A 14787-nucleotide genomic window follows, 5' to 3' on the forward strand; every position below is an offset into this window, starting at 1 on the left:
TACATCGGCACCAGCATCATTTCCCAGAACAGGAAGAACAGGAACAGGTCCAGCGCCAGGAATACGCCCACAACACCACCGAGGATGAACAGCAGGTTCAGGTGGAAAAAGCCCACACGGTGGTCAATCTCGTGCCAGGAACAGAGCACGGCCAATGCACCGAGGAACCCGGTCAACGCCACCAGGATCAGCGACAGGCCGTCCATCGCCAGATGAATCTCAATACCAAAACGCGGGATCCAGGACGTTCTCCATTCCAGCAGCCAATGCCTGGTGACCTCACCCGGCAACGCAAAATCACCGGTTACCCAGAGCACCAGGCTGATAACCAGTACAAACAACATGGTGGCCAGCGCTATCCAGCGAGGCGCCCTGTCGCCCCAACGGTCCGCCTGCCAGCACAGCAGCCCACCCACAAACGGGATCAGGATCAACCACACCAGGATCATGCTAGCCCTCCCGGCAACACCGCCAGAGCCAGCAGAATGATTGTGGCGCCCAACACCATGACCAGGGCGTAGCTGCGCACGCGACCGTTCTGGCTTTTCACCAGCCCGGCGTTAAGCGCACGCGCCAATAGCGCTGGCAGATTCATCACCAGGTTCACCAGATCCACCCTCAGAACCTTCACCATCCACTGCCAAGGCTGCACCAGCACCCGGTCAAACAGGGCGTCAAAACCCCACGCATGGTGCCAGAGTGTCCACAGGCGGGCGCCTATGCCCTGCCCGACCTGTTTTGCAAGCCAGTCACGCCGCCAAAGGAACAGCCATGCTGCCAACAGCAAACCCGCAATAGCGGCACCCATGGCAAGTACCTGCAGCAGGGTATGGCCGGTTTCCGCTGCTTCTCCGGGTGCGTCCGGGAAGAGTCCGCCAAGGCCCGGATAGAGCCAGGCGCCGATAAAGGTGGACAGCACCGCCAGCACCATCAACGGCAGGTGATGAGTCAGTGGGTTGGTGCCGGGTTCCGGATGGCGGGCGTGGTCGCTTCCGGGCTCGCCATGGAAGGTGCCGAGGATCAGCCGAACCGTATAGATGCCGGTCAACACCGCACCCAGCAATCCAACAATCAGCAGTCCGGTCTGGTCAGCCGCCATTGCCTGCCACAGGATTTCGTCCTTGCTGAAAAAGCCAGCCGACACCAGTGGCAATGCCACCAGCGCCGCACCGCCCACGAGGAAGCCACCATAAGCCACGGGCAGCTTGCGCCAAAGCCCGCCAAGCCGCCGCATGTCCTGTTCGTGGTGGCAACTGATGATCACTGCCCCGGCTGACAGGAACAGCAGTGCCTTGAAGAAGGCGTGGGTCACCAGATGGAAGATCGCGGCATCGAACGCGCCTACCCCCAACGCCACGAACATGTAGCCAATCTGGCTCATGGTGGAGTAGGCCAGCACGCGCTTGATATCGGTCTGGGCCAGAGCCGCAAAAGCCGCCAGCAGCAGAGACACTGCCCCGATCACGCCGACCAGCAGGAGCACATCCGGGGCCAGCAGGAACAGGCCATTGAGCCGGGCAATCAGGTACACGCCCGCCGTAACCATGGTCGCCGCGTGGATCAGCGCAGACACCGGCGTGGGGCCAGCCATGGCGTCGGGCAACCAGGTATGCAGTGGCACCTGAGCCGACTTGCCGAGGGCACCAACAAGTACCAGTAACGTCGCCAGGTTGGCGGTGGTACTGCCTTCCTGCCACTGCTGCGGAGCCAGGGCCAGCAATTGTTGGATATCGAGTGTGCCCAGTTCCATGAAGATCAGGAACAGCCCCAGCGCCAGAAACACGTCGCCAATGCGTGTCACCACGAACGCCTTGAAAGCCGCCCAGCCATTGGCGCTGCCCCGGTAGTAATAGCCGATCAGGCCATAGCTGCAGAAACCGACACCCTCCCAGCCGAGGAACAACAACAGCAGGTTGTCTCCCAGCACCAGCAGCATCATGCTGAACACAAACAGGTTCATCCAGGCGTAGAAGCGGGTAATGCCTTCCTCACCGGTCATGTACCAGGCGGCGAACAGATGAATCAGGAAACCCACACCGGTAATCACTGACATCATCACCAGCGCCAGGCCATCCACTGCCAGGCCGATGGTGGGCTGGAAATCCCCGACGGCAATCCAGGTCCAAAGGGTTATCCCTTCACTGCCGCCTGAGTGAGCCATTGTCGCCCAGGCCGTGGCCAGCGCCGCCAGCCCCACACTACCGACGCCCACGACGGAACTGGCCAACGCGCCCATGCGTCCGCCGCTGAACGCCAGGATCAGTGTGCCCGCCAGAGGCAACAGAAACGAAAGAATCACTGCCATCGCCATCATCCACGCATCCTGCTAACGGCATCCAGATTCAGGGAGCGGAACCGCTGGTAAAGCTGGATCATCAGCGCCAGCCCAACACTGGCTTCCGCCGCCGCCAGTGTAATGACCAGCAGGAACATGGCCTGGCCGTCCGGCTGGTTCCAGGCCGTGGCCCCCACCACGAACGCCAGCGCCGCCGAGTTGAGCATGACTTCCAGGCTCATCAGCACAAACAACATGCTGCGACGCAGCATCAGCCCCAGCAACCCCAGGCTGAACAGAATGGCGGCCAGGATCAGCCCATGCTCCATGGGAACTCCCGTCATGAGTTGCCTCCCTGGTTGCGGTTGTCCAATGTCGTCTGCTTTCGCAAAGGATTTGATCGCCGGCCCACATGGGACGCTGTCACCAGGGCCGCCAGCAGGAGAATGGCGGCCAGCTCCACCACCATCAACCAGGGCCCGAACAGGGTCAGGGCCACGGCTCGTGCGGTCAGCAGCTCACCATCGATCATCTGCTCCATGCCACCCTGACCGATCAGGGCCGCCAGGGCACCCAGAAGCAGCAACGTTAGCAACGACGGCCCTGCCCAATGGCGAGGATTCCGCCAGGACGGTTCCCGCTCTGCATCCGACCGCAGGTTCAGCATCATCACCACGAACACAAACAACACCATGATCGCCCCGGCATACACGATGATTTCCAGGGCACCGGCAAACGGTGCTCCCAGAGCGAAGAACACCAGTGCCACGGCGATCAGCGACACGATCAGATACACCACCGCATGAACCGGGCTGGTGCCGGTGATCACGCCAATGGTCGCCAGCACCGCCACCAGTCCGCTGACATAGAAGGCCAGCTCCATCAGATTGCCTCCTCCGGCTTACGGTCGCTATTGCGGTGACTATCAGGGTAACAACGTGCGCACATCCTCCGGCGCCTCCTCGTTCTGGGCCTGCCCCTTGTCCTTACCACCGATGGCCATGCCCGCTACCTTGTAGAAGTGGTAGTCATGGTCTTTACCGGGACCATTGATCAGCAGATCCTCTTTCTCGTACACCAGTTGCTGGCGATCATACTCGCCCATCTCGAAGTCCGGCGTCAGCTGGATGGCCGACGTCGGGCAGGCTTCCTCGCACATGCCACAAAAGATGCAGCGGGAGAAGTTGATGCGGAAGAACTCCGGGTACCAGCGGCCGTCTTCCTGCTCCCCCTTCTGCAGCGAGATGCAATCCACCGGGCAGGCCACCGCACACAGGTTACAAGCCACGCAACGCTCTTCGCCGTCCGGATCGCGGGTCAGCACAATGCGGCCGCGGTAGCGCGGTGGCAGATAGACCTGTTGTTCCGGGTAGTTCACTGTCTCCCGCTTGCGAAAACTGTGCATGAACACCATGCCCAGGGTGCGCAATTGCGACCAGGTGGCCGGCAACAGCCAGAGCATGTGTTTGATGATCGGGACCTTTTCTCTTTCCATAAGTCCTCCCTTATTCAGCCACCAGGAGCATCACCGCCCCCGTCGCCAGTAAGTTGATTAGTGTTAGCGGTAAGCACACCTTCCAGCCAAAACTCATCACCCGGTCATAGCGGGGCCGGGGCAACGATGCCCGCAGCAGGATAAACAGCATCAGGAAGAAGCCGGTCTTGAGCGCGAACCACAGGATTGGTGGCAGCCACGGGCCGTGCCAGCCGCCAAAGAACAGCGTGACGATCAGCGCCGACACCAGCACCATGCCGACGTATTCGCCGATGAAAAACAGGCCGAATTTCATGCCGGAGTATTCAATGTGGTACCCGTCGGCCAGTTCCTGTTCCGCTTCCGGCTGGTCGAACGGGTGGCGGTGCGTGACGGCTATACCGGCGATCAGGAAGGTGGCAAAACCGAAGAACTGGGGAATGATGAACCAGAAACCTTCCTGGGCGTTGACAATGTCCCGCAGTTTGAACGACCCGGCCAGGGCCACTACCCCCATCAGCGACAGCCCCATGAACACTTCGTAGGACAGCGTCTGGGCCGTGGCGCGCATGGCGCCCAGCAGCGCGTATTTGTTGCCGCTGGACCAGCCCCCGAGCAACACCGCGTATACGTTGACCCCAGCCATGGCCAGGAAAAACAGCAGGCCAATGTGCATGTCCGCCACGCCCCAACCGGGGGTGATCGGGATAATGACAAACGACAGCAGCAATGAGGCAAAGGCAATCACCGGCGCCAGGACGAACAGCGGCCGGTCGGCGAATGGCGGTATCCAGTCCTCCTTGAAGAAGATCTTGATCATGTCCGCCACCAATTGCAGCGTGCCAAACGGCCCGACCCGATTGGGCCCGTAACGGTCCTGCCAGAGCCCCAGCAGGCGACGCTCCACTACCGTGAGCACTGCACCCAGCAGCACAGCACCCAGCAGGATCACCAGGGCCTGGAACATCCCCCAAGCAATGGCAGCCAGTTGCGGAGTCCACCAGGTCATGGTTCACCTCCGACGGAGTTATCCAGTGCGACTGGCTCTCCCGGAAGCAGTCCGGCAAACAGCCCGGCCGGAAGACCGATCCAGCCTTTGGGCCAGCCATCCTTCTGAACCACCAATAGCGTTTCCCCAAAGAGGGTCACCGTGTCACCGCCCCGGATCGACAAGTGTTCAGCGTCATCCATGCTCAGGGTGACACTGGGCGTTTGCGTACGCTCCTGAATGGGCACGGCCAATGAGGACGTCTCTTCGCCACCAAACAGCCGCGGCAGAATCAGGGCCCGTAAAGCTGGCGAGCGTTCTCCACTTTCGACGCTTTCGACGCCCTCGGCACGTTGAGGCGGTCGGCTGTAATGGCCCTGCCCCGGGACCGGACACATCAAACGCACGCCGGGGTCACCGCCGCGCAAATGCCCGCCTACTTCGTCGGTAAACTTGTTCCAGGCCTGAGGCGAGTTCCAGCCGGGCGCCCAGGCAAAGGGCACCTGCTGCCGGGGTTCGTGATAACCGCTGTAGCCCTCCATGGAATAGGCAAACGCGGAATCCGGGTCCTGCGGCACCCGTGGTTCGCTGACGCTCTGGTTCGCCCGCATGGAGGTACGGCCACTGTACCGGTGGGGCTCCCGCGCCAGCTGCAGGCCATCAATGCGGTAGTGTGAGGCGGGAGCGGCTTCCTCCATACCGCCCAGCTCTGGATGAGCCTCGACACACGCCGCAATGACGGTATCCAGGGTGATATCACCGGCCTTCTCGCCTTGCAGGTTCACCGCCAGTGCGTGCAACCAGCGCCAGCTTTCATGAATACGGCTTTCCGGCCGCATGTAACTTGGGTCATATACCTGGAAGAAGCGTTGTGCCCGGCCCTCCAGGTTAACCAGCGTACCGTCCGCCTCCGCGAAACTGGCCGCGGACAGCAGGAAGTTGGCGCGCTCGGCCGTTGCCGTGCGTTGATGATCAAGCACCACGCAGATCTCTGCCGGCGCCAGCGCTGCATCCACCGTTTTCCGGGGCACTCGTTGGTACAGGTCGTTTTCCAGCACCACCACGGCATCCGCGTGGCCATTGGTCAGTTCCTCCAGCGCCCAGTCCAGTGGTTGGCCGCCCATCAGGGACAAGCCCGTGCTGTTGGCCTCGCGCCGTATCAGTGCCAGCCCGCCCCGTTTGGCACGCCGGGACAATGCTCGGGCCACATTACCGGCCGCTTCCAGTACCGGTTCGGAGGCCAGCGATCCACCACTCACCACCAAAGGGCGCTCCGCCGCCATTAAAGCAGTGGCAATGGTTTCAGCAGCCTCAGCCATGGCCTCAGAAAGCCCTTCCACTGGCGGGGCTGCCGGGTCGATCCGATGGGCCACCGCAAAGCCAAGGTTGGCAATCTCATCGGGACTCATGGCATAGCGAGCCGCAGCCACATCATCGAGGTCTGTAGCGGTGGGCCAGGCGATAAACAGCGGGTGGTAACGATCCTGCGCCAGGGTTTTGAGGGCTTCAGCATTCCAGGCGGGCACACCAATGGTCTCGCCCAGTGCCTCACGACGCGACAGCGCGGCCTGACGAAGGCTCAAGCCCAGACGACCGGCGCTCTGGACCGGGTCTTCGCCCAGAACCAACACGGCGTCGTGATCTTCCATCTCGCGGGGCGTGGGCGTTGGCAGGCCGGTATGGCGTTGCAGATGATTCATCAGGTCAAGGCAGGCCTGTTCCCGCGACTCAATGCCGGTGGAAAAGTTTTCCACGCCGACCAATGCCTGCAACTGGTGATTACTCTCCAGGCTGGCCCGTGGCGAGCCGATGCCGATCACCCGGCGGGAATGGCGCAGAGCGTCGCTGATACGGGCCAGAGCGGTGTCCACTTCGAGGCTGACCGGATCACTGCCTGACGATTCCCGACATTCCGGCAGTCGCGGCCGATCTGCCCGGTTGACGTAACCGTAGCCGAACCGGCCCCGGTCACAGAGGAAATACCCGTTCACCTCACCGTGGTAGCGATTTTCAATACGGCGCAACTCTCCGTACCGCTCCCCCGGGCTGATGTTGCAACCCATTGAACACTGGTGGCAGATGCCGGGCGCAAACTGCAGATCCCACTTGCGGGTGTAACGTTCGGAATGGCTCTGATCCGTGAACACGCCGGTGGGGCATACTTCCGTAAGATTGCCGGCGAAGGGGCTTTCCAGAATGCCTTCTTCGTAGCGACCGAAATAGACATTATCCTTGGCACCAAAGGCCCCCAGGTCGGTACCACCAGCGTAGTCGTTGTAAAAACGCACACAGCGGTAACAGGTAATGCACCGGTTCATCTCATGGGCAATGAACGGCCCCAGATACTGGTTCCGGCGCGTGCGCTTGCGGAACCGGTAACGGCGGCGATCATGGCCGGTCATCACCGTCATGTCCTGCAGGTGACAATGCCCGCCCTCCTCGCACACCGGGCAGTCGTGGGGATGGTTGATCATCAGCCACTCCACCACACTGGCGCGGAAGGCTTTGGCTTCCTCATCGTCGATATCAATGCGGGTCTGATCCGCGGCTGGCGTCATGCAGGACATCACCACCATGCCCTTGTCGTCGTCCTTGTCCTTATACTGTTTGACCGCGCACTGGCGGCAGGCACCCACACTGCCCATGGCCGGGTGCCAGCAAAAATAGGGAATATCCAGGCCGAGGGACAGACACGCCTGGAGCAGGTTGTGGGCTCCATTGACCGTATAGCGTTGTCCATCCACGTGAATCGTCGCCATGTTGCCTGCCTATCCTTCGATGACTTTCGCTCAGATTTCTCCCACCGGAATCGGGTCCTGATGGGCCTTACCCCTGGGTTTGCTGACGCCCTGCTCAAACTCCTGCCGGAAGTGTTTGAGGGCCGTCTGTAACGGCATGGCGGCGCCGGGAGCATGGGCGCAGAAGGTCAGCCCTGGGCCGCAGTCCGCCGCCAGCTTGTCCAGTAGTTCGATATCGCCAGTTTCACCCTGCCCCAGTTCCAGTGCCCACAGCAGTTTGACCGTCCACGGCAGCCCGTCCCGGCAGGGGGTGCACCAGCCACAGGATTCCCGCGCAAAAAATTCCTCCAGGTTGCGCATCAGCGCCACCATGCTCTGTTCCTGAGGTACCACCGTCAGCAACCCCGTCCCCAGACGACTGCCTTCCTTGCCCACGGTGTCGAAATCCAGCGGCAGCTCGAGATGCTCCGGCAACAGAAACCCGGTGCTGGCGCCGCCTGGCAGCCAGGCCTTGAGTGATCGGTTGCCACGCATACCCCCAGCCCGCTCAAGGATTTCTGCGCCGGTTGTCCCCATGGGCAATTCCCACAGGCCGGGCTTCTCCACCGGGCCGGACACGCCATAGAGTTTGCTGCCACCGTCGTCAGTGCGATCACCGGATAGTGCCTGATACCAGTCCGCACCCTTGAGGATCACCGCCGGCACGTTGCACAGGGTTTCCACATTGTTCACCACCGAGGGTTTGCCCCAGGCCCCGGACTGGCCCGGGAACGGCGGCTTGGCACGGGGGTTGGCCCGTTTGCCTTCCAGCGAATTGATCAGCGCGGTTTCCTCGCCACAGATGTACCGCCCTGCGCCGGTATGCACGGCAATGTCGAAATCAAAGCCGCTGCCATTAATGTTGGCGCCCAGCCAACCGGCCTCCCTGGCTTCGTCCAGAGCTCGGTTCAGAACTCGCGCTGCCTCCACGTATTCACCGCGTAGAAAGATGTAGCCGTAAAAGGAATTGTTGGCCAAAGCCCCCAGAATCATGCCTTCGATCAGCAGGTGAGGCTGTTGCTCCATCAGCAGGCGGTCCTTGAAGGTGCCTGGTTCCATTTCGTCCGCATTGCAGATCAGGTAGCCCCGGGGCATGTCGCCGCCCTGCAGGGTCAGGCTCCACTTGAGCCCGGCAGAAAAGCCCGCACCCCCGCGACCTCGTACATTGGCGTCTTTCATGGTGGCGATGATGGCCTGAGGGTCGCCGTTGTCCAGCGCCTTGCGAACCGACTGGTAGCCTTCCTTGCGCAGGTATTCGTCAAGCCAGATCACTTCGCCGTCGTCCCGCAGCCGCCAGGTCAGCGGATGGGTATCCGGATGACGGTCCGCCTCCGGTTGCAACAGCCGGCTGCGATAACGCACGGATGTTCGCTGGCTGGAAATGGACTCGCTCATGGGTAACCCTCCAGCAGGCCCGGCAGGTCGTCCGGCGACACCGGGCCATAGGTATCATCGTCAATCATCAGCGCCGGCGCGCCATCGCAGGCACCCAGGCAGCAGACCGGCAGCAGGGTGAACCGGCCGTCTTCTGTGGTCTGGCCATAGTCGATTCCAAGATGGCTCGCCAACGCCTGTTTCAATTCGTCGAAACCACTCAGAAAACAGGAACTGCTGTCACAGACCAGCACCACATGCCGACCCACCGGCTGTCGAAAAATCAGGCTGTAGAAGGTCGCCACGCCCTCTACCGCCGCGGGGCCGATACCAAGCACCTTTGCAATGGCGCCAATGGCACCATCCGGCACCCAGCCGTATCGGCGCTGGACGATTTTCAGGGCCTCAATGCACGCGGCCTGAGGCTGCTCGTAGTGCCCCACTTCTCCCAGCATCGCGGCCTCGTCCGCGGGATCAAGTTCGAATCCGTCGGTGCCGATAAGCCGATGTGTCTGCGGTGTTGTTGCCATCATCAGCGGTCCACGTCTGCCATCACGAAGTCGATACTGCCCAGGTGGGCGATCAGGTCCGGCACGAAGCCTCCACGCATCACCGCCGGTATCTGCTGCAGGTGCGGGAAGCTCGGGGTGCGGATGCGGGTACGGTAGCTCATGGTGTTGCCGTCACTGGTCAGGTAATAACTGTTGATGCCCTTGGTGGCCTCAATCATCTGCAGGGATTCATTGGGTTCCAGCACCGGCCCCCAGGACACCTGCAGGAAGTGGGTAATGAGGGTTTCAATGTGCTGGAGCATGCGTTCCCGGGGTGGCGGCGTCGTCAGCGGATGATCTGCCTTGTAGTCACCCGTGGGCATATTGTTGACGCACTGCTGGATGATTCGAAGGCTCTGGCGCATTTCGTCGATACGCAACTGTCCCCGATCGAACACATCCCCGTTGTGGCCCAGCGGCACCTCAAAATCGAACTGTTCATAACCGGAGTAAGGCCGCTGCTTACGCAAATCAAAATCGCAGCCGGTGGCCCGCAGGTTAGGCCCGGTCACCCCCCACTCCAGTGCCTCGGCTGTATTGAAGGCCGCCACATGGCGGGTCCGCTCGCGCACGATGGCGTTTTCCATCATCGCCCGCTCGTATTCCTTCAGGCGTGCAGGCATCCAGTCCAGAAAGCCCTGCACCAATTTTTCCCAACCCTGTGGCAGGTCCTGCATCACACCGCCAATGCGGTACCAGGCCGGGTGCATGCGAAAACCGGTAATGCCTTCGATCACCTCGTAGCCCCGCTGCCGGTCGCTGAAGGTGTAGAACACCGGCGTCATGGCCCCCAGATCCTGCAGGTACGTCCCGAGGAATAGCAGATGGCTGGTGATGCGGAACATCTCGGCCATCATCACCCGAATCACCTTCACCCTGTCCGGCACCTCAATACCGGCCAGTTTTTCTGCGGCCAGCACATAAGGCAGGTTGTTCATCACGCCACCGGTGTAATCAATGCGATCGGTGTAGGGAATAAAGCTGTGCCACGACTGGCGCTCGGCCATTTTCTCGGCGCCCCGGTGGTGGTAGCCAATGTCCGGCACGCAATCGACGATTTCCTCACCGTCCAGTTGCAGCACGATGCGGAAAGCTCCATGGGCGGATGGGTGGTTGGGCCCCAGGTTGAGGAACATAAACTCCGCCCCGTCGCGTTCACGCTGCATGCCCCAGGCTTCCGGGTCGAACCGCATGGCTTCCTGTTCGGCATCCTGGCCTTCCACAGTCAGGGTATAGGGGTCAAACTCGGTGGCCCGGGCGGGGTAATCCTTCCGCAGCGGGTGGCCTGTCCAGGTCGGCGGCATCAGGATCCGCTCCGGATGCGGGTGTCCGGCGACGGCGATGCCAAACATGTCCAGAATTTCCCGCTCGTACCAGTTGGCATTGGCGAAGACGTTGCTAACGGTGGGCACCCGCAAATCGCTCTCTGGCAGCCCAACCTTCAGGATCAGGTCTTCATTACGCTCCACCGACAGCAAGTGGTAGAACACGGTGAAGTCAGCCTCTGGCAGACCGTTCCTGTGACCACGCAAGCGCTCATCCACGGCCGACAGGTCATAGAGCATGGAAAATGGCGCTGGCTGCCGCTTCAAGTGGGTCAGGATATCCACGATGCTCTCACGAGACACCCAGAATACGGGCATGCCCGTCAGCGTGGGCTGTACATGCAGTACATCCTCTCTAAAATCGCCCAGCAGGCTCTCTAAGTCAGCGGTGCCTGTCGTCATCGTTGCGTTTGTCACAGTTTGTCCGGCGTTCTCAGTTCGGTGGCCTGGATGCGCTGGTCCCGCCATTTTTCACGCTGGGACGGCATCTCCGCCCGATAGACACCCTGATCGCCCACCACCCAGGACAGCGGGCGGCGCTCCTCCTGAATGGAGTCCTGCAGCAACTGCAACCCCTGCAGAAAGGCCTCTGGCCGGGGCGGGCAACCGGGCACATACACATCCACTGGCAGGAACTTGTCGACGCCCTGCACTACCGAGTAGATATCGTACATACCGCCGGAGTTTGCGCAGGAGCCCATGGAGATTACCCACTTGGGTTCCAGCATCTGGTCGTACAGTTGCTGGATCACCGGTGCCATCTTGATAAAGCAGGTACCGGCAATCACCATGAAATCCGCCTGTCGGGGCGATGCGCGGATAACTTCGGAGCCGAAACGGGCAATGTCGTGGGGCGCGGTGAAGGCCGTGGTCATTTCCACGTAGCAGCAGGACAGCCCGAAGTTGTAGGGCCAGAGGGAATTCTTGCGGCCCCAGTTGACCGCGGAATTGAGAACGTCGCTCAGCTTGCCGGTGAACACATTGCGTTCAAGCTGGCGTTTCACCGGATCTTCCGACGGTTCCTGTTGCCGTACAGGGTATTGCGTGTCACCGTCCGGCGAAGGTTCCGCCCTGGTCAGTGTGTAGGACATGCTGCGCCTCCATGGGCGCTGGTCCCAACAGCGAAATCACCGTTGGCCCGCGCCATAATCGGGTGCGTTGAATCAGCCTGCCGGACTACGAGGTCTACCGCTGGATGATTCCGGGGCCCAGTCCAGGGCACCGGTACGACTGTCATAGAGCAGACCGGCCAGCAGAATCAGGATAAAAACCGCCGCGCCCCAGAATCCTGTCCAGCCCACGTCGGGAATGACAATGGCCCAGGCAAACAGGAACACGGCTTCGATATCGAAGATCACGAACAGCATCGCGACCAGATAAAACTTGACGGAAAAGCGTTGTCTGGCATCACCGGTGCCGACGATGCCGGACTCAAAAGGGAGGGATTTGCTGACACCCCGGCTACGCCCTCCAAGCAAGCTGGAGGCACCCACCATAAAGGCACAAAGGCCCAATGTGGCAACGATGAAGAAGCCGGTGGCCCAGTAGCGGACCAGCAAGTCAGTGACGGTGTCTGCCATGCGCTCTCCCTATGAATTCAGGATGAAGCCCTGACTAGAAACCTAACAGTGGATTAGCGTTTGCGCAAATAATGAACGGCGAAAATCAATGACCTGGGGCAACTCAGCCGCCCCTCACACCCAACCTGTCCAGATAGACATGGAGCTCCGCTTCGCTGATGTTGACGTATTCCACCACCCGGCCATAGAGCATAACCGTTGGCACGTTACGACCTTTTAACTCATGCTGGGTTTCGTGTAACACATAGAGAATGATCCGCTCCGTGCGGGTGAGACCGTCACGGGCGTCGGGGATGGTTTCCAGCAGGGTATCGATTTGTTCCGGCGTCAATGAACTTTCTACCTCACCTCTGAAGCGCTGTTCTCAACAGCGCACGAATTCACACCACAGACGGATCGGATGGGCCCCTTTAATTCAAGCGAGACCATCACTACAGTATTTCCGCACAACCCCACAAACTTATACGGACATCCAGACTAGCGGACAAGCGGGGACCGACGATTGATGCGGCAAACCATCATCAGCCTGACGTCACTGATCCTGAGCATCATTCTGCTCATCGCGGGTAACGCTTTCCTCATGACCCTGCTGGGGCTCAGGCTCAGCATCGAAGACTTCAGCGCCAGTGTGATCGGGTGGATCCTGGCGTTCTACTCCATCGGCTTTGTGGCCGGCACGCTCTATGCCGGGCGCATCATTGAAAAGGTGGGACACATCCGCGCGTTCGCGGTTTTCGCCGCGGTGCTTTCTGCCTCGATTCTGATTTATCCAATGGCCGTCCAGGCCGGACTCTGGGGTGGCCTGCGGGCCGTGGGCGGCTTCGTAATGGCCGGCCTGATGATCGTGATGGAAAGCTGGTTCAGCAGCAAGGCCGACAACCGTAACCGGGCCAGCCTGTTTGCCATTTACCAGGTCATCTTCTTCCTATCCACTGCCGGGGGTCAGGTATTGATACGCGTCGCCGACCCGGCGGGCTTTATTCCCTTTTCCCTGGCCACCATCCTGGTGGTGCTCGCCCTCACCCCCCTGACAATGACCCGCCGGGAGTCACCGTCGGTTTCGCAGGGTGAACGCCTGTCATTACGTAAACTCTATAACAAGTCACCAACGGGCACGCTCGGCGCACTGATCGCCGGGCTGCTCATCAGTGCCTTCTATGCCATGGGGCCAGTGTACGCCAATCAGATTGGCCTGAACCTCGGGCAGCTCTCCAACTTCATGGCTTCGGCCATCGTGGCTGCCATGCTGATGGCCTGGCCCATCGGGCAACTGTGCGACCGCTTCGACCGATACCGGGTCATGCTGGTGGCCGCCATCGTCGCTGCCGTGTGCAGCCTGGCTGCCGCTGCTATTGGCAACATCAGCATGGTGGCCCTGGTGCTATTCGTCGGGTTGTACATGGGCATCAGTGCTGCCATCTACCCAATCGCTGTGGCCATCACCAATGACCTGATGGAAACCCACCAGATCACCGCAGCAAGCACAGCGCTGTTACTGAGTTATGGCATTGGCAGCATCATCGGCCCGCTGATCAGTTCCCTATTCATGGACCTTCTGGGGCCGCGGGGCCTTTTCGTCAGCAATGCCCTGATGCTGGGAGGGCTGATCCTGTTCATGGTGGCGGGGCCGAAGCGCCAACACCCGACTGTGGAGCAGCAGGAGCAGTACTACACCGTCACTCCGGAAGCAGGATTGGGGGTTGAGGAACTTGATCCGCGCAATACGGAGTTTGAATCACGAGACATCTAGGATGCGTAGGATGCGCCTGCAACAACCCCACTGAGCCACCTGTCCATGGATGGTTTGGGCAGCTAATCCGGACGACGAACAACCCTCAACTTCCCACTCTGGCCGCCTCCGCAGAAGAAGCGACTACGACCATCGGCCCCAAGTCCCGATATGCCAACGCCGGACGGCATTGCAATGCTTTTCAGAACGTCCCCGGTCTGGGGGTCGATCTGCCTGATCTCATTGTCGTCACCGTCCCAGGTGGCGTGCCAAAGTTCGCTGTCGATCCAGGTAACACCGGTCACATGTCGGTTGGATTCGATGCTACGAAGAACCTTCCCTGTTTGCGGGTCCAGCTGATGAATCTTGCACGCCTGATACTGCCCCACCCAGAGAGAACCTTCCGCCCATGCCAGCCCCGAGCAGCCGTCTGGCGCAGGGATGGTTCCAAGTACCTCGCCGGTTTTTGGATCAACCTTTTGAATCTGGCTGTCCGCAATCTGAAAGATATGGTGCCCGTCGAAAGCGGTCCCGGCTTGTGCGGGCACACTAAGGGAATCGACCGGCTTGCCGCTATCCGGATCGATTGCATTCAGTTTGTCACCGGATGCGAACCAGACGCGTTGCCCATCGAATGTAACACCATGGATCTGCTCAGCTCCGTGGAAGGGGCCGTACTCGTTGAGAATCTCTGCACTAAACTGTTTCATGGTC

Annotated in this window: 14 protein-coding genes and 1 pseudogene; 1 reads left to right on the plus strand and 14 read right to left on the minus strand. The window is 60.6% G+C overall.

Going from position 1 to position 14787, the window contains the following annotated elements; genetic code table 11:
- From B3M52_RS12030 to B3M52_RS12090, 13 genes and pseudogenes are all read right to left on the minus strand, one after another.
- Positions 1 to 449 (minus strand): annotated as a pseudogene (locus B3M52_RS12030) (NADH-quinone oxidoreductase subunit M); the annotation flags it as partial.
- Positions 446 to 2314: an NADH-quinone oxidoreductase subunit L gene (nuoL, locus tag B3M52_RS12035; protein ID WP_075195897.1), complete on the minus strand. Its 1869-nt coding sequence runs from the start codon at positions 2312 to 2314 to the stop codon at positions 446 to 448. The gene nuoL and the pseudogene B3M52_RS12030, both read right to left, overlap by 4 nt.
- Complete coding sequence (nuoK, locus tag B3M52_RS12040) at positions 2311 to 2619, minus strand: NADH-quinone oxidoreductase subunit NuoK (RefSeq protein WP_075195898.1); 309 nt, start codon at positions 2617 to 2619, stop codon at positions 2311 to 2313. The genes nuoL and nuoK overlap by 4 nt, the downstream gene beginning before the upstream one ends.
- Positions 2616 to 3158: an NADH-quinone oxidoreductase subunit J gene (nuoJ, locus tag B3M52_RS12045; RefSeq protein WP_075195899.1), complete on the minus strand. Its 543-nt coding sequence runs from the start codon at positions 3156 to 3158 to the stop codon at positions 2616 to 2618. The genes nuoK and nuoJ overlap by 4 nt, the downstream gene beginning before the upstream one ends.
- 42 nt (positions 3159 to 3200) lie before the next feature.
- The gene (gene nuoI / locus B3M52_RS12050; RefSeq protein ID WP_036205735.1) at positions 3201 to 3749 is read right to left on the minus strand and encodes an NADH-quinone oxidoreductase subunit NuoI; all 549 of its coding nucleotides are present in this window, start codon (positions 3747 to 3749) and stop codon (positions 3201 to 3203) included.
- Positions 3750 to 3780: 31 nt separating this feature from the next.
- Positions 3781 to 4758: an NADH-quinone oxidoreductase subunit NuoH gene (nuoH, locus tag B3M52_RS12055; protein WP_075195900.1), complete on the minus strand. Its 978-nt coding sequence runs from the start codon at positions 4756 to 4758 to the stop codon at positions 3781 to 3783.
- Positions 4755 to 7496, minus strand: coding sequence for an NADH-quinone oxidoreductase subunit NuoG (nuoG, locus tag B3M52_RS12060; RefSeq protein WP_075195901.1), 2742 nt, complete (start codon positions 7494 to 7496; stop codon positions 4755 to 4757). The genes nuoH and nuoG overlap by 4 nt, the downstream gene beginning before the upstream one ends.
- Before the next feature lie 30 nt (positions 7497 to 7526).
- Complete coding sequence (gene nuoF, locus B3M52_RS12065; protein ID WP_075195902.1) at positions 7527 to 8909, minus strand: NADH-quinone oxidoreductase subunit NuoF; 1383 nt, start codon at positions 8907 to 8909, stop codon at positions 7527 to 7529.
- Entirely contained in the window at positions 8906 to 9421 is a 516-nt protein-coding gene (gene nuoE / locus B3M52_RS12070; protein WP_075195903.1) for an NADH-quinone oxidoreductase subunit NuoE, read from the minus strand. The genes nuoF and nuoE overlap by 4 nt, the downstream gene beginning before the upstream one ends.
- Positions 9421 to 11166, minus strand: coding sequence for an NADH-quinone oxidoreductase subunit C/D (gene nuoC / locus B3M52_RS12075; protein ID WP_075195904.1), 1746 nt, complete (start codon positions 11164 to 11166; stop codon positions 9421 to 9423). The genes nuoE and nuoC overlap by 1 nt, the downstream gene beginning before the upstream one ends.
- Positions 11167 to 11177: 11 nt before the next feature.
- Positions 11178 to 11855 (minus strand): NuoB/complex I 20 kDa subunit family protein, encoded by a 678-nt coding sequence (locus B3M52_RS12080; RefSeq protein WP_075195905.1) that lies wholly within the window; start codon positions 11853 to 11855, stop codon positions 11178 to 11180.
- A gap of 72 nt (positions 11856 to 11927) precedes the next feature.
- Positions 11928 to 12344 (minus strand): NADH-quinone oxidoreductase subunit A, encoded by a 417-nt coding sequence (gene ndhC / locus B3M52_RS12085; RefSeq protein ID WP_041335332.1) that lies wholly within the window; start codon positions 12342 to 12344, stop codon positions 11928 to 11930.
- Positions 12345 to 12447: 103 nt separating this feature from the next.
- Positions 12448 to 12675: a hypothetical protein gene (locus B3M52_RS12090; protein WP_075195906.1), complete on the minus strand. Its 228-nt coding sequence runs from the start codon at positions 12673 to 12675 to the stop codon at positions 12448 to 12450.
- A gap of 174 nt (positions 12676 to 12849) precedes the next feature.
- On the opposite strand from B3M52_RS12090, the gene B3M52_RS12095 reads away from it, so the two are divergent.
- Positions 12850 to 14094, plus strand: a complete 1245-nt coding sequence (locus tag B3M52_RS12095; protein ID WP_075195907.1) for an MFS transporter — start codon at positions 12850 to 12852, stop codon at positions 14092 to 14094.
- 62 nt (positions 14095 to 14156) lie between these two features.
- Here B3M52_RS12095 and B3M52_RS12100 read toward each other — a convergent pair whose 3' ends face one another.
- Positions 14157 to 14783, minus strand: a complete 627-nt coding sequence (locus B3M52_RS12100; RefSeq protein WP_036204389.1) for a PQQ-binding-like beta-propeller repeat protein — start codon at positions 14781 to 14783, stop codon at positions 14157 to 14159.
- Positions 14784 to 14787 lie beyond the last annotated feature (4 nt).

This window comes from Marinobacter sp. UBA2688, assembly GCF_002352785.1.
GTDB lineage: Bacteria > Pseudomonadota > Gammaproteobacteria > Pseudomonadales > Oleiphilaceae > Marinobacter > Marinobacter salarius.

Bases quoted from the DNA above. Each gene is read 5' to 3' on its own strand.
- nuoL (WP_075195897.1), bottom strand. From the start codon at position 2,314: ATGATGGCGATGGCAGTGATTCTTTCGTTTCTGTTGCCTCTGGCGGGC.
- nuoK (WP_075195898.1), bottom strand. From the start codon at position 2,619: ATGACGGGAGTTCCCATGGAGCATGGGCTGATCCTGGCCGCCATTCTG.
- nuoJ (WP_075195899.1), bottom strand. From the start codon at position 3,158: ATGGAGCTGGCCTTCTATGTCAGCGGACTGGTGGCGGTGCTGGCGACC.
- nuoH (WP_075195900.1), bottom strand. From the start codon at position 4,758: ATGACCTGGTGGACTCCGCAACTGGCTGCCATTGCTTGGGGGATGTTC.
- nuoG (WP_075195901.1), bottom strand. From the start codon at position 7,496: ATGGCGACGATTCACGTGGATGGACAACGCTATACGGTCAATGGAGCC.
- nuoF (WP_075195902.1), bottom strand. From the start codon at position 8,909: ATGAGCGAGTCCATTTCCAGCCAGCGAACATCCGTGCGTTATCGCAGC.
- nuoE (WP_075195903.1), bottom strand. From the start codon at position 9,421: ATGATGGCAACAACACCGCAGACACATCGGCTTATCGGCACCGACGGA.
- nuoC (WP_075195904.1), bottom strand. From the start codon at position 11,166: ATGACGACAGGCACCGCTGACTTAGAGAGCCTGCTGGGCGATTTTAGA.
- B3M52_RS12080 (WP_075195905.1), bottom strand. From the start codon at position 11,855: ATGTCCTACACACTGACCAGGGCGGAACCTTCGCCGGACGGTGACACG.
- ndhC (WP_041335332.1), bottom strand. From the start codon at position 12,344: ATGGCAGACACCGTCACTGACTTGCTGGTCCGCTACTGGGCCACCGGC.
- B3M52_RS12095 (WP_075195907.1), top strand. From the start codon at position 12,850: ATGCGGCAAACCATCATCAGCCTGACGTCACTGATCCTGAGCATCATT.
- B3M52_RS12100 (WP_036204389.1), bottom strand. From the start codon at position 14,783: ATGAAACAGTTTAGTGCAGAGATTCTCAACGAGTACGGCCCCTTCCAC.